At 64.4% G+C, this 21,234-nt stretch carries 25 protein-coding genes; 9 read left to right on the top strand and 16 right to left on the bottom strand.

Annotated features, from left to right (window positions below; all coding sequences use genetic code 11):
* Positions 1 to 117: 117 nt before the first annotated feature.
* Positions 118 to 297 (bottom strand): YdcH family protein, encoded by a 180-nt coding sequence (locus DCM80_RS18480; protein WP_028138361.1) that lies wholly within the window; start codon positions 295 to 297, stop codon positions 118 to 120.
* 330 nt (positions 298 to 627) lie between these two features.
* Here DCM80_RS18480 and DCM80_RS18475 point away from each other — a divergent pair, with 330 nt between their 5' ends.
* The 3 genes from DCM80_RS18475 to DCM80_RS18465 all read left to right on the top strand — a co-directional run bounded on the left by DCM80_RS18475 (position 628) and on the right by DCM80_RS18465 (position 1,440).
* The gene (locus tag DCM80_RS18475; RefSeq protein ID WP_008546179.1) at positions 628 to 834 is read left to right on the top strand and encodes a YdcH family protein; all 207 of its coding nucleotides are present in this window, start codon (positions 628 to 630) and stop codon (positions 832 to 834) included.
* Positions 835 to 948: 114 nt separating this feature from the next.
* Positions 949 to 1,167 (top strand): hypothetical protein, encoded by a 219-nt coding sequence (locus DCM80_RS18470; RefSeq protein ID WP_026201909.1) that lies wholly within the window; start codon positions 949 to 951, stop codon positions 1,165 to 1,167.
* Positions 1,168 to 1,188: 21 nt separating this feature from the next.
* Positions 1,189 to 1,440: a hypothetical protein gene (locus DCM80_RS18465; protein WP_028138362.1), complete on the top strand. Its 252-nt coding sequence runs from the start codon at positions 1,189 to 1,191 to the stop codon at positions 1,438 to 1,440.
* 3 nt (positions 1,441 to 1,443) lie between these two features.
* On the opposite strand, the gene DCM80_RS18460 is transcribed toward DCM80_RS18465, so the two are convergent.
* The gene (locus DCM80_RS18460; protein WP_257192980.1) at positions 1,444 to 2,169 is read right to left on the bottom strand and encodes a GGDEF domain-containing protein; all 726 of its coding nucleotides are present in this window, start codon (positions 2,167 to 2,169) and stop codon (positions 1,444 to 1,446) included.
* A gap of 141 nt (positions 2,170 to 2,310) precedes the next feature.
* On the opposite strand from DCM80_RS18460, the gene purE reads away from it, so the two are divergent.
* Together purE and DCM80_RS18450 are read left to right on the top strand one after the other, a co-directional pair.
* Positions 2,311 to 2,799 (top strand): 5-(carboxyamino)imidazole ribonucleotide mutase, encoded by a 489-nt coding sequence (purE, locus tag DCM80_RS18455; RefSeq protein WP_257176763.1) that lies wholly within the window; start codon positions 2,311 to 2,313, stop codon positions 2,797 to 2,799.
* A complete protein-coding gene (locus DCM80_RS18450; protein WP_257192979.1) occupies positions 2,796 to 3,902 on the top strand; it encodes a 5-(carboxyamino)imidazole ribonucleotide synthase in 1,107 nt (368 codons plus the stop codon). The genes purE and DCM80_RS18450 overlap by 4 nt, the downstream gene beginning before the upstream one ends.
* Before the next feature lie 37 nt (positions 3,903 to 3,939).
* Here the strand turns inward: DCM80_RS18450 and aqpZ are convergent, their stop codons facing one another.
* On the bottom strand, positions 3,940 to 4,662 hold the full coding sequence (aqpZ, locus tag DCM80_RS18445) for an aquaporin Z (protein ID WP_257192978.1): 723 nt from the start codon (positions 4,660 to 4,662) through the stop codon (positions 3,940 to 3,942).
* Positions 4,663 to 4,921: 259 nt separating this feature from the next.
* On the opposite strand from aqpZ, the gene rpsU reads away from it, so the two are divergent.
* Positions 4,922 to 5,218, top strand: a complete 297-nt coding sequence (gene rpsU / locus DCM80_RS18440) for a 30S ribosomal protein S21 (protein ID WP_008546194.1) — start codon at positions 4,922 to 4,924, stop codon at positions 5,216 to 5,218.
* A 173-nt stretch (positions 5,219 to 5,391) separates the two neighbouring features.
* Positions 5,392 to 6,042, top strand: a complete 651-nt coding sequence (locus DCM80_RS18435; protein WP_306594397.1) for a tetratricopeptide repeat protein — start codon at positions 5,392 to 5,394, stop codon at positions 6,040 to 6,042.
* 25 nt (positions 6,043 to 6,067) lie between these two features.
* On the opposite strand, the gene DCM80_RS18430 is transcribed toward DCM80_RS18435, so the two are convergent.
* The 13 genes from DCM80_RS18430 to DCM80_RS18370 all read right to left on the bottom strand — a co-directional run bounded on the left by DCM80_RS18430 (position 6,068) and on the right by DCM80_RS18370 (position 16,958).
* Positions 6,068 to 6,997 carry a hypothetical protein gene (locus DCM80_RS18430; RefSeq protein ID WP_257192976.1) on the bottom strand — a complete coding sequence of 310 codons (930 nt, stop codon included), beginning with the start codon at positions 6,995 to 6,997 and terminating at the stop codon, positions 6,068 to 6,070.
* A gap of 93 nt (positions 6,998 to 7,090) precedes the next feature.
* A complete protein-coding gene (locus tag DCM80_RS18425; protein WP_257192975.1) occupies positions 7,091 to 7,375 on the bottom strand; it encodes a cupin domain-containing protein in 285 nt (94 codons plus the stop codon).
* A 57-nt stretch (positions 7,376 to 7,432) separates the two neighbouring features.
* Positions 7,433 to 8,530, bottom strand: a complete 1,098-nt coding sequence (locus DCM80_RS18420) for a calcium:proton antiporter (RefSeq protein ID WP_257192974.1) — start codon at positions 8,528 to 8,530, stop codon at positions 7,433 to 7,435.
* 49 nt (positions 8,531 to 8,579) lie between these two features.
* Entirely contained in the window at positions 8,580 to 9,914 is a 1,335-nt protein-coding gene (locus tag DCM80_RS18415; RefSeq protein ID WP_257197974.1) for a sodium:proton antiporter, read from the bottom strand.
* 97 nt (positions 9,915 to 10,011) lie between these two features.
* The gene (locus DCM80_RS18410; protein ID WP_257192973.1) at positions 10,012 to 10,812 is read right to left on the bottom strand and encodes an alpha/beta hydrolase; all 801 of its coding nucleotides are present in this window, start codon (positions 10,810 to 10,812) and stop codon (positions 10,012 to 10,014) included.
* Between the two features lie 53 nt (positions 10,813 to 10,865).
* Positions 10,866 to 11,006, bottom strand: coding sequence for a hypothetical protein (locus tag DCM80_RS18405; RefSeq protein ID WP_257192972.1), 141 nt, complete (start codon positions 11,004 to 11,006; stop codon positions 10,866 to 10,868).
* A 20-nt stretch (positions 11,007 to 11,026) separates the two neighbouring features.
* Complete coding sequence (locus DCM80_RS18400) at positions 11,027 to 12,424, bottom strand: NAD(P)(+) transhydrogenase (Re/Si-specific) subunit beta (protein WP_028138373.1); 1,398 nt, start codon at positions 12,422 to 12,424, stop codon at positions 11,027 to 11,029.
* A 39-nt stretch (positions 12,425 to 12,463) separates the two neighbouring features.
* The gene (locus DCM80_RS18395; RefSeq protein ID WP_028138374.1) at positions 12,464 to 12,781 is read right to left on the bottom strand and encodes a proton-translocating transhydrogenase family protein; all 318 of its coding nucleotides are present in this window, start codon (positions 12,779 to 12,781) and stop codon (positions 12,464 to 12,466) included.
* Between the two features lie 12 nt (positions 12,782 to 12,793).
* A complete protein-coding gene (locus tag DCM80_RS18390; RefSeq protein ID WP_257192971.1) occupies positions 12,794 to 13,921 on the bottom strand; it encodes a Re/Si-specific NAD(P)(+) transhydrogenase subunit alpha in 1,128 nt (375 codons plus the stop codon).
* Positions 13,922 to 14,059: 138 nt separating this feature from the next.
* Positions 14,060 to 14,212, bottom strand: coding sequence for an aa3-type cytochrome c oxidase subunit IV (locus DCM80_RS18385; protein WP_018317799.1), 153 nt, complete (start codon positions 14,210 to 14,212; stop codon positions 14,060 to 14,062).
* Positions 14,213 to 14,309: 97 nt separating this feature from the next.
* Entirely contained in the window at positions 14,310 to 14,705 is a 396-nt protein-coding gene (locus DCM80_RS18380) for a type II toxin-antitoxin system death-on-curing family toxin (RefSeq protein WP_257176756.1), read from the bottom strand.
* 12 nt (positions 14,706 to 14,717) lie between these two features.
* Positions 14,718 to 14,942: an AbrB family transcriptional regulator gene (locus DCM80_RS18375; RefSeq protein WP_257192970.1), complete on the bottom strand. Its 225-nt coding sequence runs from the start codon at positions 14,940 to 14,942 to the stop codon at positions 14,718 to 14,720.
* A 90-nt stretch (positions 14,943 to 15,032) separates the two neighbouring features.
* Positions 15,033 to 16,958, bottom strand: a complete 1,926-nt coding sequence (locus DCM80_RS18370; protein WP_257192969.1) for a M3 family oligoendopeptidase — start codon at positions 16,956 to 16,958, stop codon at positions 15,033 to 15,035.
* Between the two features lie 127 nt (positions 16,959 to 17,085).
* On the opposite strand from DCM80_RS18370, the gene DCM80_RS18365 reads away from it, so the two are divergent.
* Positions 17,086 to 18,582, top strand: coding sequence for a sigma-54 dependent transcriptional regulator (locus DCM80_RS18365; RefSeq protein ID WP_257192968.1), 1,497 nt, complete (start codon positions 17,086 to 17,088; stop codon positions 18,580 to 18,582).
* Between the two features lie 332 nt (positions 18,583 to 18,914).
* A complete protein-coding gene (locus DCM80_RS18360; RefSeq protein ID WP_257192967.1) occupies positions 18,915 to 21,038 on the top strand; it encodes a murein L,D-transpeptidase in 2,124 nt (707 codons plus the stop codon).
* Positions 21,039 to 21,234 lie beyond the last annotated feature (196 nt).

Below are 21,234 nucleotides of genomic sequence, written 5' to 3'. Positions count from 1 at the left end.
ATCCAAGCATCGCGCAAGCACCCTGCGCGATGCTTACCCCGCAGCAGGGACGAGGGCAAAAACTCTCATCCCTGCATGATGAAGGGTACGATCAACTCTACGCTGTTATGGGGGTTACTAGTGGAGCGTGTCGCCGTGCTTCAGGCGCTCGATCTGATCCTTGACCATCAACTTCCGGCGCTTCAACTCAACAATTTGCAGGTCGTCTGTTGAAAGGTGCACGAGAGCGTCGTGCAATTCGTTTTCGAGAAGTTTGTGCTTCCGTTCCAATTCAACGAGATGTGCCTGAATTGTCATTCGAAACCTCCTCGGTAGGGTTGAACCTCAGGATTCGATCCGGACAACGAAGTCTACATCACCGATTCGTTCTGTCGATGGGTATCCGTCGTCGCAGCTTCATTTTTGAAAATTCATATGTAACGAAGCGTGAGTAAAGGAACCGCGCCGGAAAAATCCGTGATATCAATGCGCTTGCACGGCCGCTACGCCCCCGCAGGAAATATGTTGCGGGAGATCGGCGAGCAGAGGGCGCAGATCGCTTGCGATCAAGCCGCGCAAGGACGATAATTTCCACAGGGCATCCACAGCCCAGAGTCTCACGCCTATCGGTTTTCGGCCACCGCAGACATGACCAATGAAGACGAGCGTGAGCTCGAAGCCGAGCTCACCCGGTTGCAGCAGGAACACCGAGATCTCGATGCGGCGATCGATGCACTGCATCAATCGCCCGCCCCCGACCTGTTGCGGTTGCAGCGGCTGAAGAAGCGCAAGTTGTTGTTGCGCGACCGCATCGCGTTCATCGAAGACCAGATCACGCCCGACATCATCGCCTGATCCAGAGGCTGCGCGACAAAGCTCACCTGAGATCGAATCCGCTTGACTCGAAAAGAACAAAATAAGAACATTCGAGGTGCAGCAACGCCCCCAGGAACACCCGAGGACACGCAGATGTCGACAGCCGCCCTTCTCGACAACAGCCACTATGAACAGGCCTGCGACCAGGCCATCGCGATGTGCGACGGCAATCTGCGCAGCACCATCAAGGCGCTGATCATGGCCAACGAATACCTGGAGGCCGAGCTGGAGGAATTGCAGGCGGCAATCTCCGCCGGCTGCATCCCCGAGACCTCACGCAGCAAGATGCGGAGCAAGAGCAGCGCCGCCTGAGTTCAACGTCGGAGCAACGCCATGTCGGACGTGACCTATTACGTTGCAATGCCCTTCTTGATCGATGCCGACGGCTCGCCTGTCGCAGGCGCAGCGGAAGAATGCCAGAGTTCGACGGCCGCGTTGCGGCGCGCCGAGGCCTTGTCGCGCGGCGCCGGCCACATCGGTGCGGTCGCGTTCAGCCGCAGCGGCGATCCCATGACCGGCGAATTCGGGGACGCCACGCTGCTGCGCAGATTCGGCAACGTGCCGGAAGATCTCGCCACGCTGTGAGGATCAGCTGCCGACCAGCCTGATCCGCGGCTCGTGCCGCCGGTGCGCCTTGCGCACATACATGGCGGCATCCGCCTCCTCCAGGGCACGGCCTGCATCGGATTGCGCCCCCAGCAGCGCGACACCGGCGGAGGCTCCCGCGGTCACGTGCTGGCCGCGAAAAACGAAAGACAATTCGTCGATCGCCTGTTCGAAGGCGGCGGCCTTCGCCTTGGCATCGGTCTCGCTCAGGTTCCAGAGCAGCAGCGCGAACTCGTCGCCTCCGAGCCGCCCGACCACGTCGGAGGCACGGACCTGCCGCATCAGCGCTGCGACAATCGCCTTGAGCACCTCGTCGCCAGCGCCGTGACCAAACGAATCGTTGATCGGTTTCAGCCGATCGACGTCGAGCACGATCAGCGCCCCGCTGGCGCGGTAGCGCTTCATGTAGGCGATGGCGCGCGCAAGCTCGCGCTCGAAACCGCGCCGGTTGGGAATCCCGAGCAGGAAATCGGTATCGGCCGCAGCTTCCAGCTCGGCGACCCGGCGCTGCGCCTGCTTGAGCTTGGCCCGCAAGTCCCGGATCGTCGCCCTGACGGTTTCCTTGGCTCCATCGCTGCCAGGCGCGCCGCGCCGCGGCGGTTTCGCCGGACGCCTGGTCGGCCGCTTCGGGGCGGCTTTGGAACGGCCGGCGCTGGTCTTCCGGCCCGCCTTGGCCTTCGCAGCACTCGCCCTTTTCGGTTTCTTCATGGGCATCCTGCTCAATGAAGGCTTGCGGGGATTCACCAAGACAGGATAGTGGATTCCCTTCTCCTTGCCACCGCCTTGCGAGCCGCCGGCCGGAACCGTTAATCTGGCCTATCCTTCTGTTTTTCGGGCACAATCAACGCCATGACCGCGCCGATCGCCATCATCATGGGAAGCCAGTCGGACTGGGACACGATGCGGCATGCCGCCGACACGCTCGCCGCGCTCGGCGTTGCAGTCGACAGCCGCATCGTTTCGGCCCACCGCACCCCCGACCGGCTGTTTGCTTTCGCCAAGGGCGCCAAGGCCGCGGGGTACAAGGTCATCATCGCCGGCGCTGGAGGCGCTGCGCACCTGCCTGGCATGGCGGCGGCTCTGACCGAGCTGCCGGTATTCGGCGTTCCCGTCGAATCCAAGACCCTCAAGGGCCTCGATTCGCTCTATTCGATCGTCCAGATGCCCGCCGGCATCCCGGTCGGCACCCTCGCCATCGGCAAGGCCGGCGCGACCAACGCCGCGCTGCTGGCAGCCTCCGTCCTGGCACTGTCCGACCCCGCCTTGTCCGACCGCCTCGCCGCCTGGCGCAAGGCTCAGACCGAGGCGGTCGCTGAGCGCCCGGAGGGCAAGGCGTGACTGACACCCGGCACGTGAAGCTGAAGCCCGGTGACACCATCGGAATCCTCGGCGGCGGACAATTGGGCCGGATGCTGGCGATGGCTGCGGCGCGGCTCGGTCTGCGCTGCCAGGTGTTCTCGCCCGATCCGGACTCGCCGGCTTTCGACGTCGTGTTGAACGCGACCTGCGCCGAATATGCCGATGTCGAAGCGCTCGAGCTGTTCGCGGGCGACGTCGACGTCATCACCTACGAATTCGAGAACGTCCCCTCGGCCGCTGCGATGGTGCTGGATGCGCGCCGCCCGGTGCTGCCCAATCGCAAGATCCTCGAGACGACCCAGGACCGGCTCGCCGAGAAGGATTTTGTCACCCGCCTCGGGATCGGCACCGCAGCCTACGCCGATGTCACGTCCGTCGCCTCGTTGCGCGAGGCGATCGCCAGGATCGGCCTTCCGGCCGTGCTCAAGACCCGCCGCTTCGGCTATGACGGCAAGGGCCAGGCCATCATCCGCGAGGGCGACGACATCGCCAAGGTGTGGACCAGCCTCGCCACCAAATCGGCGATCCTGGAAGCCTTCGTGCCGTTCGAGCGCGAGATCTCCGTGATCGCCGCACGCTCGGTCACAGGCGAGGTCGAGTGTTTCGACGTCACCGAGAACGAGCACCGCGACCACATCCTGAAGATATCGCGCGCGCCAGCCCCGATCCCCGACGCGCTCGCCGAGGAAGCGCGCAGCATTGCCGGAAAGATCGCGAGCGCGCTCGACTATGTCGGCGTACTCGCCGTCGAGATGTTCGTGCTGGCCAATGGCACCGGACCGAAGGTGCTGGTCAACGAGATCGCCCCGCGCGTGCATAATTCCGGGCACTGGACGCTCGACGGCGCGTCCGTCTCGCAGTTCGAGCAGCACATCCGCGCCATCGCCGGCTGGCCGCTCGGCAAGCCGGTGCGCCACGGCGAGGTCGTCACCATGACCAATTTGATCGGCGACGAGATCAACGACTACGAAAAGTGGCTAAGCGTGCCCGGCGCGACCGTGCACATCTATGGCAAGGGCGCGCCGCGCCCCGGCCGCAAGATGGGCCACGTCACCGAAGTGCGCCCCACCACAGGCAAGTAACGGGATCGCGGCTCCAACCAGCGATCCCGCCAAGCGCTCAGGCCGTCTTCACGCCCGCGACGACGCCGGTGGGCTCCTCGCTCAGCCAGCGATAGATCACCCCGCCCAGCGCGCCGCCGATCAACGGTGCGATCCAGAACAGCCAGAGCTGCGCGGTCGCCCAGCCGCCGACGAACAGCGCGGGGCCCGTGCTGCGCGCCGGGTTCACCGACGTGTTGGTGACGGGAATGCTGACAAGATGGATCATCACCAGCGCGAGCCCGATCGCGAGCGGTGCGAAGCCCGCGGGCGCGCGGCCATGGGTGGCGCCCATGATGATGAACAGGAACATCATGGTCATCACCACCTCGGTGAGGAAGCACACGATCATGCTGTACTGGCCGGGCGAATGCGCGCCATAGCCGTTGGATGCGAAGCCCTTGCCGACGTCGAATCCGGGAGCCCCGCTCGCGATGACATAGAGCAGCCATGCAGCCACGATCGCACCAGCCACCTGGGCGATCACATAGGGCAGGATCTGCCCGGCCGGAAAACGGCCGCCGGCAGCAAGACCGACGGTGACCGCCGGGTTGAGATGGCAACCCGAGATATGGCCGATCGCATAGGCCATGGTGACGACGCTGAGTCCGAACGCGAGGGAGACACCGACCAGTCCGATTCCGACCTGCGGAAAGCCGGCAGCGATCACCGCACTCCCGCAGCCTGCGAATGTGAGCCAAAAGGTCCCGATGGCTTCTGCAGCGTATTTCTTGATATCCATATGTAGTCCCCTGCTTTCAAGATTCCGGAACAAAGCCCCGGAAACGGCCCCATCATTGGCGTCAAATCTCCCAAATCAGGGCCGCGCGGAGATATTTTGCCTTATTTAATGGCTGAACTTGGCCCGAATCCCCGCTTGGCCGGTGGACATCCCGGGTTTTGTCTGATACATCCGCGCCCTCAAGGTTAAGGGCTTGCGCGTTTCGCCATCCCCTTCGTCTTACCAGAATTCAAATCCGATCCACTCAAGAGGATGCCGCGTGCAGGTTCTCGTTCGCGATAACAATGTCGATCAAGCCCTCAAGGCGCTGAAGAAGAAGATGCAGCGCGAGGGAATTTTCCGCGAGATGAAGCTCCGCGGTCACTACGAAAAGCCCTCCGAGAAGAAGGCCCGCGAAAAGGCCGAAGCCGTGCGCCGCGCGCGCAAGCTGGCCCGCAAGAAGCTGCAGCGCGAAGGCCTGCTGCCGATGAAGCCGAAGCCGGTGTTCGGCGCCGGTCCCGGCGGTGATCGCGGCGGCCGTGGCGGCCCCGGTGCAGGTCCGCGCGGACCGCGCTGATCTACTGGACCCCGCAAGACTTCAGTTTCCGAAGTCTTCAATTTCCCAAGTCTTCAATTACCCAAGACTTCAGTTTCCGATGACGCGGGCCCCTGGCCCGCGTTATTGTTTGTGAGCGGTGCCTTTCTGGGACGGGGCACTACCAGTGCGGCACGAGCGCGAGCGAACCGTAGATGGCTTCCCCTTGCCCCGAGCGCGGCTTGACGCGGCGACGCCTGATCTGGCGGCAGCCGTTCGCGCTGGCTTTGATGGGGATTGCGCTGTGCGGCTGCTCCTTCGATCTGGGATCGTTGATGCCGGAGAAGGACAAGCCGCAGGAGGCGCCGAAGTCGGCCGCACCCGCTGAGAGCGCGGTGAGCCCCGGCAACGTCGCCGAAGCGCAGGCCCATACCGCAAAAGCCCAATCCCTGGCGAAGTCAGGCGAGACCGCGGCAGCGCTCGAGGAGTTCAATCGCGCGGTCGGTCTCGATCCCTACAACGCGCAGGCGCTTTATGGCCGCGCCCTGATCTACCAGGCCAACCATCAGCACGACTTCGCGATCGCCGATTTCAGCGCCGCGAGCGGGCTCAACCCCCAGAAGGCCGAGCCGCTGCTCGGCCGCGCCACCAGCTATCTGGCGCTCGGCAAGATCAAGGAGGCCGCAGCCGATCTCGATGAGGCCTCCGAGGCGGATCCGCACAACGCGCAGGTCTGGACCACGCGCGGACAGGCCTATGAACGGCTCGGCGACAAGGCCAAGGCGGCGGCCTCCTACACCAGGGCCGTCGCGCTTCGGCCACGCGACGACACCGCACGCAGCGGCCTTGCCCGCGTCGGCGGCTGACGCCGGGCGCAGCGCAGGCGTTATCTCAGTCGGGGGTGGCGCTCTTCGGCAGAACGGAGTGGAACATCGACTTCATGCCCGACAGCATCTCGTCAGCCACATTCGTCTTCTTCGGCCGCGGCAGGGCGGCGCCGGCATCGGCGCGCAGATCGAGCGGCGGCGCGATCACCGGCACGGGAATGTCCGCCGGCGGCGTCATCCGATTCGGGTCGTCGTTGCCGACCGAGGCCGTATAGGACGGCGAGGAACCGCCATTGCCATAGCTCTCGGGCGAGGGCGTGGACACCGTGATCGGCGGTGGCAGCGGCCTGACCGCCGAGGACTCCGTCGCGATGACGCGCGGGGCCTCGGGGACGCGGGTAGCTTCGCGCACCGCTGGCTCCGGAGTCCGCTCGACCGGCTTGGTCTCAGCAGACTTGGTCTCGGCAGATTTGGCTTCGGCAGCTTTGCCCTCAGGCGACTTGCGAAGACGCTCGATGGCGGCGCGCGCCAGATCGTTGGCATCGGGGGTCGCAGGCTGGGATGCTCCAGCCGACGCGGCATTGGCCTCCGCGACCGGTGCAGCGGCTGGCGGGGTCGCCTTCGCGGCAGCCTTCTCGCGCGCAGGGGAACGGCCGTGCGAGGGGGTGTCGGCAGGCGCGACGTCTGCAGCCTTGGTCTCATGCTTGTCGGCGGGCTTCTCGGCCGCAGCCTTGTCCGCTACACCCTTGTCCGCCGCACCCCTGTCGGAAATGCTCTTCTCCGAGATGCCCCTGGCCTTGACGCCGGGCGCAGGAAGGTTGGCGGTGTCGGTCGGCTTGCCGTCGCTGCCGGCCTGGGAAGGGGCCACCACGGCCGCAGGGGCATCAGCCGCCGGCTTGGCGTTGATGTAGTGGTTAACGATGTACGCCCCGATGATCGTCGCGAGCACCGAGGGGAAAATATCCATCGAAATTTTAGCGAGGTATTTCAGCATTCCGGCCACTCCCCGCGCGATCTGATGCGGGAACTTTGGGGCATTGTAAGGGATCAACTGCGACGGATCGATGGCAAGTGTTAAGGCCCGGACTTACGGCTTGAGCTCGATCTCAAGGAACACGATCTCAGTTGAGGTTTCGTTAAGTACGTCATGTTGGACGCCCGCCTTGCGGAAATAGGATTTCCCGGCCGCAAGCTGCGCCTTGGACCGCTCGCCGTTGGGCGCCACGATAGTCATTTCACCGGCGACCACGGGAACAATCACGTAATCCATGCCGTGGGTGTGATGGCCGGTGGCGCTGCCCGGATCGAGCCGCCATTCGGTCACCCGCACCTCTTCGTTATCGACCTGAACCTCGGATCTGGCGGCAAGCATCGGGACTCTCCTGGGACGCGATCCGGCCCGTGAGGGCGGCGGACGCGCAAAATGGGTTCAGGGCACGAAAACCATGAAGACGTAGACGGCAAATACCACCATATGGACCAGCCCGAACAGGACGTTTGTTCTGCCCGTGCCGAAGGTCAGCATGCTCAGGAAGAAGGTCAGGAGCAGGAGCACGCTGCCCTGGGCGCTGAGGCCGAGCTCGAGCTCCTTGTCGAGCGCATAGGTGGCAATGCCGACGGCCGGAATCGTCAGCCCGATGGTGGCGAGCGAGGAGCCGAGCGCGAGGTTGATGCTCTTCTGCAGGTCGTTCTTGCGGGCCGCAGTTACCGCCGCGACGCCTTCCGGCATCAGAATCAGCAGCGCGACCAGAAGTCCGGCGAAGGCCGGCGGCGCACCGATCCTGGCTGCGACGGCGTCGACGACCAGCGAGAATTTCTTGGCGAGCAGCACCACCGCCAGCAGCGCGACCAGCAGCAGCACGACGCTGAGCGCCAGCATCCTGCCCGACAGATGCGCCTCGCCGCTGCCGCCGTCTCCCCGATCATGGACGAAGTAGTCCTTGTGCAGCACCATCTGGGTGTAGAGGAACACCCCGTACAGCGCGAGCGTGACGACGTCGACGAAACCGAGCTGAGCTGCCGAATAGACCGGCCCCGGCGTGCTGGTCGTGTAGTTCGGCAGGATCAGCGTGATGGTCGCGAGCGCGAACAGGACGCTGAGATAGACGTTGGCGCCGGAGAGCTGGAAACCCTGCTCGCGATAGCGCAGGCCGCCGATGAAGATGCAGAGCCCGACGAGGCCGTTGCAGACGATCATGACCACGGCGAACACGGTGTCGCGCGCCAGCGCCGGCGCGGGCTTGTCGCCGAGCATGATCGTGGTGATCAGCGCCACCTCGATGATGGTCACCGAGAGCGTCAGCACCAGCGTGCCATAGGGCTCGCCGACCCGTTCGGCGATCACTTCGGCATGATGAACCGCGGCGAACACCGTGCCGAACAGGATGACGAGCAGCACGGTCGCGAAGACGAGCCCGCCCAGCGACAGCGTGAACACGTAGTCCGTCGCGCTGACGGCTGCGAACAACAGCACGGCCAGCGCCGGAAAGATCCAGGCCGACCGGGGCATCGGGTTATGCGCGCTCATCCACCAATTCCATCTGCTCGGATGAGCAGTAGCAAATCAGGCACGAGATTCAATGCCAGTGCAGGATCGGCGAGACCGGCAGCAGCGTCAGCAGCACGAACAGCGGGATCAACACTGCGCCGGCGCGCAAGAAATAGCCGAAGAAGCTCGGCATCTTGATGCCGTTCTCGCTGGCGATGCTGCTCACCATGAAGTTCGGTGCATTGCCGATATAGGTGAGCGCACCCATGTAGACCGCGCCCATGGAGATCGAGGCGAGCGTGCCCGAGAGCTGATTCATCAGCACCTGCGGGTCGCCGCCGGCGAGCTGGAAGAACAACAGATAGGTCGGCGCATTGTCGAGGAACGCGGACATCAGGCCGGTGAACCAGAAATAAGCAACCTCGCGCGGCGCTCCGTCCGGCCCCGTTACGGCCGACAGCACCCAGGCGAACGCGCCGTGATGACCGGCATTGAGCATGGCGATGACCGGGATGATGGCGACGAAGATGCCCGCGAACAGCTTTGCGACCTCGCGGATCGGCTCCCAGGTGAAGCCATTGGCCTGCCTGTGCTCATCCGGCGTCAGCCACACCGACAGCGCCGCAATGGCCAGCAGTGCCAGATTGCGAGCGACGTCTTCCAGCTCAAGCTTGGTGCCGAGAATGTCGAAGGCGATGCCGGGCTTCCACATCGCCGACATCAGCAGGCAGGCGACGATGGCAGCTATCAGCACGAGATTGACGAGGCCGCGGATGCGGACCGGCTCGGCGGAAACGGCCTCCTCGCGCAAAGGCTCGCTGCGGAACCACCAGACGTCGATGGCGACGAAAATCGCGAGCAGCAATCCGGCGACGAGCGCGGTCTGCAGCCAGATGGTCCGTGTGGTCCAGAAGAAGTCGACGCCATGAAGGAAACCGACGAACAGCGGCGGATCGCCGAGCGGGCTCAACGCGCCGCCGACATTGGCAACCAGGATGATGAAGAAGACGATGACGTGAGCGTTGTGGCGCCGCGGCCGGTTGGCTCGGATCAGCGGACGGATCAGGATCATCGCGGCACCCGTGGTGCCGACGATGCTCGCCCCCAGCGTGCCGAGCGCGAGGATGCCGGCATTCATCGCCGGCGTGGCCTTGATGTCGCCGGTGATGAGAATGCCGCCGGCCACGACATAGAGCGAGAACAGCAGCACGATGAAGCCGAGATATTCGATGAGCATGGCGTGCACGAGCGCCGCCAGCGTCGCCGTGCTGCCGGCAAAGACCAGGAGCGAGACGAGCGCCAGGAGCGACCAGGCGGCGGTGATCTTGCCGTAATGATGATGCCAGATCTTCGGATACAGCAGCGGTCCGAGCGCGATCGACAGCAACAGACCGGCAAAGGGCAGCGCATAGGGCCAGCGCATCGCCGCGCCATCGAGCCCGGTCGCGGCCCAGGCCGGCTGCGGCAACAAGGTGAGGATGGCGAGGAGGAATGCGCCCCTGAGCCGCGTGACGGATCGTTCAATATCCAATGAAGCGCCTTGCCGTTTCGACCGCACCGAAACTGTCGAGATTGTCATGTCCGCCGCCCGCAAAGCGCACGAACCGCTTCGGTTCATGCGCGAGCGCGAACAGACGCTCCCCGAACAGGATCGAAATGGCAAGGTCATTGGTGCCATGCATCACCAACAGCGGCACCGTGACGCGTGCGATCCGTTCGTCGGAGCGAAACTGGTCGCGCATGAGCAGGCGCACCGGCACGTACCGGAAGGCCAATGCCGCAACGTCGGCCGTCGAGGTATACGGCGCCTCCAGGATCAACTTTCCGATGGCGTGTTCGGAGGCGAGCGCGACCGCCACGCCCGTCCCCAGCGAAAAGCCCCAGGCGACGATTCGTTCCGCTCCATAGCGCGCGCTGGTGAAAGTGTAGGCGGTGGCCGCGTCGCGCAGCAGGCCCTGCTCGCTCGGCGCGCCGCTCGAGCCGGCATAGCCGCGATAGGACAGCGCGATGAGACCGGTGCCGTCGGCAATCATGGCCTTGAAGCGATCGGTGCGGCCCGCGAGGAAATCGCCGTTGCCAGGGAAATACAGGATCACGGGCCGACCGGGCCTCGCCGGCACGTGCCAGACGATGACCTTCTCGCCATCCGGGGTGGTCAGGACATGCTCTTCTGCCTCGGGCAGACCTGCCGCACCGGGTGCAGCGCGACCGACCGGCGGGATCGGAAACAGCATCTCGCGCTGCCGGACATACAGCACGACGAGCCCGGCGAGATAGACGGTCACGAGCAGGATGACAGTCCACTTGGCGATGGCGATCATGGCACGTCCGGCCCCGGTTTGAACTCAGGGCTTGCGACGGCTCCGCAGCAATTTCATGACGTCGGGCCGAAGGCTTGCCGGTACGTCGCGACAGCCGCACGCCGCCTTTGGGCGGCGTGCCACTTGACGCGCTGCTCGCGCGTGGCCTTGAGCGGCATCCGATGGGACCGGTGCCATTCCTTGTTGATGGCCACGGTCCGCTTCCTTCGCGCGCCTACATCGCCTTGACGATGTTCTCGGTGACCTTCTTGGCGTCGCCGAGCAGCATCATGGTGTTGTCGCGGTAGAACAGCGGATTGTCGATGCCGGCGTAGCCGGAGGCCAGCGAGCGCTTGATGAACATCACGGTGCCGGCCTTCCAGACCTGCAGCACCGGCATGCCGTAGATCGGCGAGGTCTTGTCCTCTTCGGCCGCCGGGTTGGTGACGTCGTTGGCGCCGATCACGAAGGCGATGTCGGCCTGCGCGAATTCGGAGTTGATGTCCTCGAGTTCGAACACCTCGTCATAGGGCACGTTGGCTTCGGCGAGCAGCACGTTCATGTGGCCGGGCATACGGCCTGCCACCGGGTGAATGGCGTATTTCACCTCGACGCCTTCCTTCTTCAGGATGTCGCCCATCTCGCGCAGCGCGTGCTGGGCCTGCGCCACCGCCATGCCGTAGCCGGGCACGATGATGACCTTCTGCGCGTTCTTCATGATGAAGGCCGCATCGTCCGCCGAGCCGAGCTTGGCGGGCTTCTGCTCGCCCGTCCCGCCGCCGGCCGCAGCCGTCTCGCCGCCGAAGCCGCCGAGGATGACCGAGATGAAGGACCGGTTCATCGCGTGGCACATGATGTAGGACAGGATCGCGCCGGAGGAGCCAACCAACGCGCCGGTGATGATCAGCGCGGAATTGCCGAGCGTGAAGCCGATGCCGGCCGCAGCCCAGCCCGAGTAGGAGTTCAGCATCGAGATCACGACCGGCATGTCGGCGCCGCCGATCGGGATGATCATGAGCACGCCGAGCGCCAGCGCCAGGATTGTGATCATCCAGAAGTCGAACGCCCCGCCGGTGAGGACGAGACGGACGATGAAGAACACCAGCGCGACGGCGAGCGCGATGTTGATGATGTGGCGGCCGGGCAGGATGATCGGCGCACCGCTCATGCGCGCGGACAGCTTCAGGAACGCGATCACCGAGCCGGTGAACGTCAGTGCGCCGATGGCGACGCCGAGCGACATCTCGACCAGGCTCGATGCATGAATGGCGCCGGGCTTGCCGATGTCGAACGCCTCGGGCGCATAGAACGCGCCGGCGGCAACCAGCACCGCGGCCATGCCGACCAGCGAGTGGAAGGCGGCGACCAGTTCCGGCATCGAGGTCATCGGCACGCGGCGGGCGATCACCGCACCGATGCCGCCGCCGATGGCGATACCAAGGATCACCAGGATCCAGGCGACGCCGTCCGCCGGCGGATGACTGGCGAGCGTAGTCGCGACCGCGATGCCCATGCCGATCATGCCGAACAAATTGCCCTGGCGCGACGTCGCCGGGCTCGACAGCCCGCGCAGCGACAGGATGAACAGCACCCCCGCCACGAGATACAAGAATGCAGAGAGATTGGCGCTCATCTCAGGTCCCCATTGATCCCTTCAGCCCGAGGTGGCCGCTTACTTGGCTTTCTTCTTGTACATCGCCAGCATGCGCTGGGTGACAAGGAAGCCGCCAAAGATGTTGACGCAGGCGAAGATGAGCGCGACGAAGCCGAAGCCGCGCGCCCAGCCCGAACCGCTCGAAACCATGCCGACGCCGACCGCGAGCAGCGCGCCGACCACGATCACCGAGGAGATCGCGTTGGTCACGCTCATCAGCGGGGTGTGCAGCGCCGGGGTCACCGACCACACCACGAAATAACCGACGAAGACGGCGAGGACGAAGATCGACAGCCGGAAGACGAAGGGGTCGACGACCTGTGCAACATGCTCCATGGCGATCTCTCCTTATGCCTTCGGCTGGAAGTTCGGGTGGATGACGGCGCCGTCTTTCGTGAGCGCGGTCGCCTTGACCAGCTCGTCGTCCCAGTTGACGGCGAGCTTCTTCTCTTTCTTGTCGACCATGGTCTCGATGAAGGAGAACAAATTGCGCGCGTAGAGGCTGGAGGCCGAGGCCGCGACTCGGCCGGCGACGTTGGTGTAGCCGACGATCTTGATGCCATCGAGGTCGACGACCTCGCCCGGCTTCGCGCCCTCGACATTGCCGCCGCGCTCGACGGCGAGATCGACCAGCACCGAGCCCGGCTTCATCGACTTCACCATCTCGGCACTGACCAGCTTCGGCGCCGGCCGGCCCGGGATCAGCGCGGTGGTGATCACGATGTCCTGCTTCTTGATGTGCTCGGCGGTGAGCGCGGCCTGCTTGGCCTGATATTCCTTGGACATTTCCTTGGCATAGCCGCCGGCGGTCTGCGCGTTCTTGAACTCCTCGTCCTCGACGGCGAGGAATTTTGCGCCGAGCGATTCGACCTGTTCCTTCGTGGCGGGACGCACGTCGGTCGCGGTCACGACGGCACCCAGGCGGCGGGCGGTCGCGATGGCCTGGAGGCCGGCGACGCCGACACCCATCACGAACACCTTGGCCGCGGGCACGGTGCCCGCCGCGGTCATCATCATCGGGAAGGCGCGGCCGAAGGCCTCGGCGCCCTCGATCACGGCGCGGTAGCCGGCAAGGTTCGCCTGGGAGGACAATACGTCCATCACCTGCGCACGGGTGATGCGCGGCATCAGCTCCATTGCGAAGGCGGAGACGCCGGCATCGGCAATCGTCTTCAGCGCGGCCTCGTTGCCATAGGGATCCATGATGGCGATGACGAGCGCACCGCGCTTGTACTGCGACAGCTCCGAGGCCTCGGGGCGCTTCACCTTGATGATGATGTCGGCATCTTTCAGCGCGTCGGCGCCGACAATGGCACCTGCGGCGGTGAATTCGGAATCCGGCAGGCCCGATTTGATGCCGGCGCCCGGCTCGACGGCGATCTCTGCGCCTAACGCCTTGAACTTCTTCACCGTATCAGGCGAAGCGGCGACACGCGGCTCCGATGGATCGATTTCCTTGGCAACGGCGATCTTCATAGGTCCTCCGGCGGCGCGGGACAGCGCGCGCGCAAACTTGAGCGTTACTCCCGCGGCGTTCGATACCGGTTTTGGCACCGGCTTGAATGCAAATATTCTGGGCAGCTGCTGCCGCTGGCGTGTGCAGCCGCCGATCGATCAGGTCAGGAAGATCGCCATCAGGATCACGATGAGCGCGACCGAGGCCGTGCCGTACTTCACCAGCTTGATGAAGCCCTCGTAGGTCTGCTCGTGAGCAACGTAGTCGTTGCCGTCGGCGGTGCTGTATGCCACTTCGCTATGGTCAGCCATGGAATGTCCCCAGTCGAAAGTTCAATTCTCGGGCTGGGATACCTTAAAGAATTGGACAGGGCAACGGCACCGAGGCGGGGTTTTCCCGCAAATCGGGTCATTTGGAATTCCAATTGTCCCGAATCCAGCGCGTCAGACTCTCCTCACTGACTTCGCCGGCGGCGAGAGAGAGGATGATCGTTGTCGCTTCCGCGGGATCGGGGCTGAAAGCTACGCCATTCTTGTGAAGAAAGACCATCATGGCCATGAAGGCGATGCGCTTGTTTCCGTCGACGAATGCATGATTTTTCGCAAGGCCGAATGCGTAGGCTGCAGCGAGTTCGTCCAACGGCGCCTGTTCGTAGCGCCATTTGTTGATCGGGCGCTCCAGCGCCGAGCGCAGCATGCCTTCGTCGCGCAACCCCGGCGCACCGCCGAAGCGCCGGAGCTGTCGACCGTGAATTGCTACAGCCTGCTCGTAGGTAACCCAGAGCGGCTCCTGAGGATCGCTCATGCGTATCGCCAACTATTTTGCGAGCGCGGTGAGCGTGTCGCGATACTTATCCATGATCTCGTCGGCCATCTCCATAGTCCGCTCGAAATCGGGGTCGTAGGGCAACAACTGAAAACCACCGCCAGGCAATTCCACCACATTCAATTGCTGGCCGCGCTTGAGATCGAGCCGCTGCATTAGTTCGCGTGGCAGCAGCAAACCGTCCGAGTTGCCGATCTTCTTGATCTCGATTTTCATGGCTGACCTCCAGCATGTTATACACGTGTATAACACCACAAGAAGGCTGGTTCAACGGATGTTTTACGCACCCCAAGGACGGCGAATGCCTCAGCCCATCGCCTCCAGCTCGTCGATCATCCCGGCGATGACCGAGAGGCCGCCATCCCAGAATTTGGGATCCTTGGCATCGAGTCCGAACGGTCGCAGCAGCTCGGAATAATGCTTGGTGCCGCCGGCGGCGAGCATGTCGAGGTAGCGCTCGGCAAAGCCCTCGGCCGCGTTCTCGTAGACGGCATAGAGCGAGTTCACGAGGCAATCGCCGAAGGCGTAGGCGTAGACGTAGAACGGCGAGTGGATGAAGTGCGGGATGTACATCCAGTAGTTCTCGTAGCCCGCCTTGATCTCGATCGCCGGCCCGAGGCTCTCGCCCTGCACCGACAGCCAGATTTCGCCGAGCCGCGTCGCGGTGAGTTCGCCGTTCTTGCGCTCGGTGTGGACCGCGCGCTCGAAGGAATAGAACGCGATCTGCCGCACCACGGTGTTGATCATGTCCTCGACCTTGCCGGCGAGCAGCGCCTGGCGCTGCTTGGCGCTCTTGGTCTGCGCCAGCAGCCGCCGGAAGGTCAGCATCTCGCCGAACACGCTCGCCGTCTCCGCCAGCGTCAGCGGGGTCGGCGCCATCAGCGCGCCGTTCTTCGCGGCGAGCACCTGATGCACGCCATGGCCGAGTTCGTGGGCGAGCGTCATCACGTCGCGCGGCTTGCCCTGGTAGTTCATGAGCACGTAGGGGTGCGCGGACGGCGTGGTCGGATGCGAGAACGCACCCGGGGCCTTGCCCGGCCGCACCGGCGCGTCGATCCAGCGATCGGTGAAGAAGCGCTCGGCGATGTCAGCCATTTTCGGCGAGAAGCCGCGATAGGCCGTCAGCACCATGCTTCGCGCCTCCGGCCAGGCGATGACGTCGGTCGCGGCAAACGGCAGCGGCGCGTTGCGGTCCCAATAGGTCAGCCGCTTCTTGCCGAACCACTTCGCCTTCAGCGCATAATAGCGATGCGACAGCTTCGGATAGGCCGCGCGCACCGAGGCGACCAGCGCGTCCACCACCTCGCGCTCGACCCGGTTGTTGAGGTGCCGGGAATCCGCGACGTCCTTGAAACCGCGCCAGCGGTCGGAGATGTCCTTGTCCTTGGCGAGCGTGTTGGTGATCAGCGCAAAGGTGCGCTCATTGGCCTTGAACGTCTTCGCCAGCGCTTCCGCCGCGCTCTTGCGCTTCGCGCCATCGCGGTCCTGCAGCAGGTTCAGCGTCGGCTCGATCGCGAGCTCCTTGGACCCGACCTTGAACCGCAGGCTGGAGATGGTCTGGTCGAACAGCCGGTTGAAGGCGGAATAGCCGGTCTGGGCTTTCTCCAGGAAAAGCTGCTCCAGCTTGTCGTCGAGCTGATAAGGCTTCTCCTTGCGCAGATCCTCGATCCACGGACGGTAGTACGCGAGCTCGGGAGCCTGCATGGCGCGGTTCAAAATATCGTCATCGACGCGATTGAGCTCGAGCGCAAAGAACAGCAGATGCGTCGATGCCGCCGTCAGCCGCTCGGAGACATCGCCGTAAAACTTTGAAATCTCAGGATCCATGCTGTCGCCGGCATGGACGAGCCCGGCATAGGAGCCGAGGCGGCCGGCGAGATCGTCGATCGCCTCATAGCGACGCACGGCCTCCGCGAGCCATTTTCCGCCATCTTCGTTTGCTGTCCCTGTCGCCAGCTTGCCCTTGTAGTCGGTCTCGAACGCGACGCAGTCGGCAGCCATCTTTTCGAGATCGCGCGTCACTTCCGGCGCATCGATCCCGGAATAGAGATCGGCCAGGTTCCACTCCGGAAGCTTGCCGGTCTTGCTCGCGGGCTTTGCGCGTGACGTCTTGGAGGGCTTTGCCTTGGCGGATTTCTTGGCGACGGATTTCTCGGCGGCGACGGAAGATGTCTTGGCGGCAGGCTTGCGGAGAGCAGACTTCTTGAGAGCAGAGTTGGAGCGCGAATTCATTGTGTGGGAAACCTGTGTTCAACAATCGCGGCGGCGGGCGGGGGCATCAAGGTTTAAGAGTGCGTTAATCGGCTTCGGCCAGAGTGCCCCGATTCGAGACAGATAGTAGTAGCGTGCGGGGAACACCATGGCTGCCAGTATTTTGATCGCCGACGACGACGCCGTAGCCCGCCGGCTGGTCGAGAACATGGTGCAGAAATGCGGCTATGAGACGGTCGTCGTGGATTCCGGCGATGCCGCGATCGCCGCCCTCACCGCTCCCGATGCTCCGGCCATCGACGCCGTCATCCTCGATCTCGTGATGCCCGGCCTCGACGGCATGGGCGTGCTGGCCAAGATGCGTGAAGCGGGCCTCAGCGTCCCCGTCATCGTGCAGACTGCGCATGGCGGCATCGACAACGTGATCTCGGCGATGCGCGCTGGTGCGGCCGACTTCGTGGTCAAGCCGGTCGGCCTGGAGCGACTTCAGGTTTCGCTGCGCAACGCTCTCAACGTCTCCGCGCTCAAGGGCGAATTGCAGCGCATCCGGCACAGCCGCGAGGGCCGGCTGACCTTCTCCGATATCATCACCCGCGCCGAGGCGATGGCCCCGGTCATGCGCGCCGCGCAGAAGGCGGCGAACTCCTCGATCCCGGTTCTGATCGAAGGCGAGTCCGGCGTCGGCAAGGAAATGTTCGCGCGCGCAATCCATGGCAGCGGCGAGCGCAAGGCAAAGCCGTTCGTTGCCGTCAATTGCGGCGCCATTCCCGACAACCTCGTCGAATCCATCCTGTTCGGCCATGAGAAGGGTGCCTTCACCGGCGCCACCGAGCGGCACATGGGCAAGTTCGTCGAGGCCCATGGCGGTACGCTGTTTCTGGACGAGGTCAGCGAGCTGCCGCTGACCGCTCAGGTCAAGCTGTTGCGCGCGCTCCAGGAGGGTGCGGTCGAGGCGGTCGGCGGCCGCAAGCCGGTCAAGGTCGACGTCCGCATCGTCTCGGCCACCAATCGCAAGCTGCTGGAGCGGGTGAAGCAGGGACACTTCCGGGAAGACCTGTTCTATCGTCTGCACGTGCTGCCGCTGACGATCCCCTCGCTCCGGGCCCGGCGCGAGGACATCCCGCATCTGCTCCGGCATTTCCTGGCGCGCTTTGCCGCCGAGGAGAATCGTCAGATCGCCGGCATCAGCGGCGAGGCGATGGCGCATCTGGCCCAGCTCGACTGGCCCGGCAACATCCGCCAGCTCGAGAACGCGGTCTACCGTGCCGTGGTGATGAGCGACGGCGACCAGCTCGGCCTCAGCGATTTCCCCCTGCTCGCTTCGCAGCCGCAGCCCATCACGGAGATTCCGACCGCCCCGCTGATGCTCGAGCCGGCGGCCACTCCTTCTGTCGTGTCGGGCAATGAAATACCAATCGCGCCGCTTCCGGCCGCCGGAACTCTCGCCATGCTGACCCCGACCGGCGAGGTCCGCCCGCTCGAGGACATGGAGAACGAGATCATCCGCTTCGCGATCTCGCATTATCGCGGCCAGATGTCCGAGGTGGCCCGCCGCCTCAAAATCGGCCGGTCCACCCTCTACCGCAAACTCGACGAGGCCGGGGTTCCCGGCCATGGCGGGAAAAGCGGCGAGGAGACGCACTGAGCCTCGCTGGGCAATGCGAGGGGCGGCTGTAAGCCGTTCCCACGACGACAGAATTCGACTGCTTGTTGAACCGTGACTTGGAAGTGACAGACACAGGGAAAAGCGCGTGGGGCCAGCGCACAATCCGTTGCCAAGAGGCTGCCTTGAAGTCAGTTTGGCGTGAATTGTCCCGGGTAGCGCTGGCTGCAAAACCGGGGCCTGTATATCGTCTGCGTGGGAATCGTTGCGTGCAGGCGTGCAACTTTCGAGAGGCCGGCGCGATTTAGCCGAAGCTCAATAGGCGATAACGAAGCTGTTCCATGAGGGACAGTTCACCCGAGGGGTGCGACACAATGCGGAACTGTTTGAACCACCGTGCGGGCTTTGACCGCGTCCTGATGACGGTCGCGGCCACCTTCCTCACGGTGTCGGCCAGCTCGGCCCTGGCGCAGGACCAGGCGCGCAGCAGCGCGGCCGAGCTCGCGATCGAAGCCGCGATCCCGCGGCCCGAGCCGGCCAACGTCCCGCCCCCGACCGCAGCCGACATCAAGCTCGACACCACCGCCACCGTTCAGGATTCCGCCAAGGAGCCGAACGAGCCGGTGAAGGCTGACGTCGCCCCCGCGCCGGACAAGGTCGAGACCAAGCCTTCCGAGCTCGCCAACTCGCCCGCCACCGCAACGCCGGCTGCAACTGCGGCACCCGCTGCGGCTCCGGCCGCCGAACCGGTCAAGGCCGCGAGCAACGTTCCCGCCGCCGACCAGCCGGTCGCCGACAGGCTCAAGGATATCATCGGCGCCAAGACCTCGCGGCACTTTGACCGCAAGAACGAGCGCGCCGCGGTCGAGAAGTTCTACGGCGCACGCGATTTCGCGCCGGTCTGGACTCAAGGCGGCACTCTCACCGCTGCGGCCAAGGGCGTGGTCGCGCGGCTCAAGGACGCGGCCTCCGACGGTCTCAATCCCGCCGATTATCCGGTGCCGGATTTTGCGGCCGCCACCACGCCCGATGCGCTGGCCGATGCCGAGCTCAAGCTCACCGCCAGCATGTTCGACTATGCGCGCCATGCCCAGAGCGGCCGCATGCATTGGTCGCAGGTCAGCGGCGACATTCTTTATCCCGAGCATCCGGTCGACCCCAACGAGGTGCTCGCCAAGGTCACGACCGCGGCGGACGCTTCCGCAGCGCTCGACAGCTACAACCCGCCGCACAAGCTCTACAAGCAGCTGAAGGCCAAGCTCGCGGAGCTTCGCGGTCAGGGCAACGGCCCGGTGATCGAGATCGCCGATGGTCCGGCGCTGAAGTATACGGCGGCCACCAAGAAGCATGCCGAGATCGTCGTGGAAGATCCGCGCGTGCCGCAGCTGCGCGCCAAGCTCGGCCTCGCCGAGAATGCCAACGACACTCGCTACGATGCCGCCGTCGCCGACGCGGTGCGCAAATTCCAGAGCAGCGCCGAGATGAAGCCGACCGGCATCCTCGACGACAAGACCGTCAGCGCGCTCAACACCCCGAAGCGCGACAAGCAGATCGACGTGGTGCTGGTGAACATGGAGCGCTGGCGCTGGCTGCCGCGCGACCTCGGCGCACCCGCGCTGGCCGATGCCTATGTCATCCTCAACATTCCCGATTTCACGCTGAAGGTGATGCAGCGCGGCCAGCAAGTCTGGACCACGCGCGTCGTCACCGGCAAGCCGGGCAAGCATGCCACGCCGCTGCTGACCGAGACGATGAAGTACATCACGGTCAATCCGACCTGGAACGTGCCTCCCTCGATCGTCTACAACGAATACCTGCCGGCCTTGCAGCAGGACCCGACCGTGCTTCAGCGCATGGGCCTCAGGCTCGAGCAGAACCGCGACGGCTCGGTGCACATCTCGCAGCCGCCCGGTGAAGCCAATGCGCTCGGCCGTGTCCGCTTCAACTTCCCGAACAAGTTCCTGGTCTATCAGCACGACACGCCGGACAAGCATTTGTTCGCCAAGGAGGAGCGCGCCTTCAGCCATGGCTGCATGCGGGTGCAGAATCCGGATCAGTACGCCTCCGTGCTGCTCAACATCGTCATGCCGAACGAGAAGTACACGCCCGAGCGCATCCGCAGCATGTACGGCAAGAGCGAGATCGACCTGAAATTCCCGACCCCGATCCCGGTCAACATCACCTATCAGACCGCGTTCGTGGACGACGCCGGCAAGCTGCAATTCCGCAAGGACATCTATGGCCGCGACGCGGCCATGATCAACGTCCTGAAGAACAACCGCGGCAAGGACCTCGAGGCCGTCGTGGCCCATTCCCAGCCGAGCTATTCGCGCCCGGCGACGACGCTGCCCTCGGGCGTGGCGGTGGCCAACAATGGCGGGGGCTTCGGCTCGTCCGGGCCGAATTTCTTCGAGCGGCTGTTCGGGGCGCCGACCCAGGCCGCGCCACCGGCGCCGGTCGGGCGCCGGCCCCAGCAGCAGCGGGTGTTCACCCGCTGAGCCCGTTTCGGCGGCTATTTTTCGAATCCTGCAACGATATCAACGGCCCTGTCCCAGCGACGGGGCCGTTTAACGTTAACCATTCTCCACCTGCATCCTGGCAGCGGGCGTTTTTTTGCCACAGTCAACCGGTTAGGATCGTATTCTGACTTGGTTTGGGGGCGGGAAGGTCAACCTCGAATTAACCTTCTCGCTT

It is taken from the genome of Bradyrhizobium sp. WBOS08 (genome assembly GCF_024585125.1).
GTDB classification, from domain to species: Bacteria; Pseudomonadota; Alphaproteobacteria; order Rhizobiales; family Xanthobacteraceae; genus Bradyrhizobium; species Bradyrhizobium japonicum_B.
This window is presented reverse-complemented; position numbering and strand designations above follow the sequence as displayed.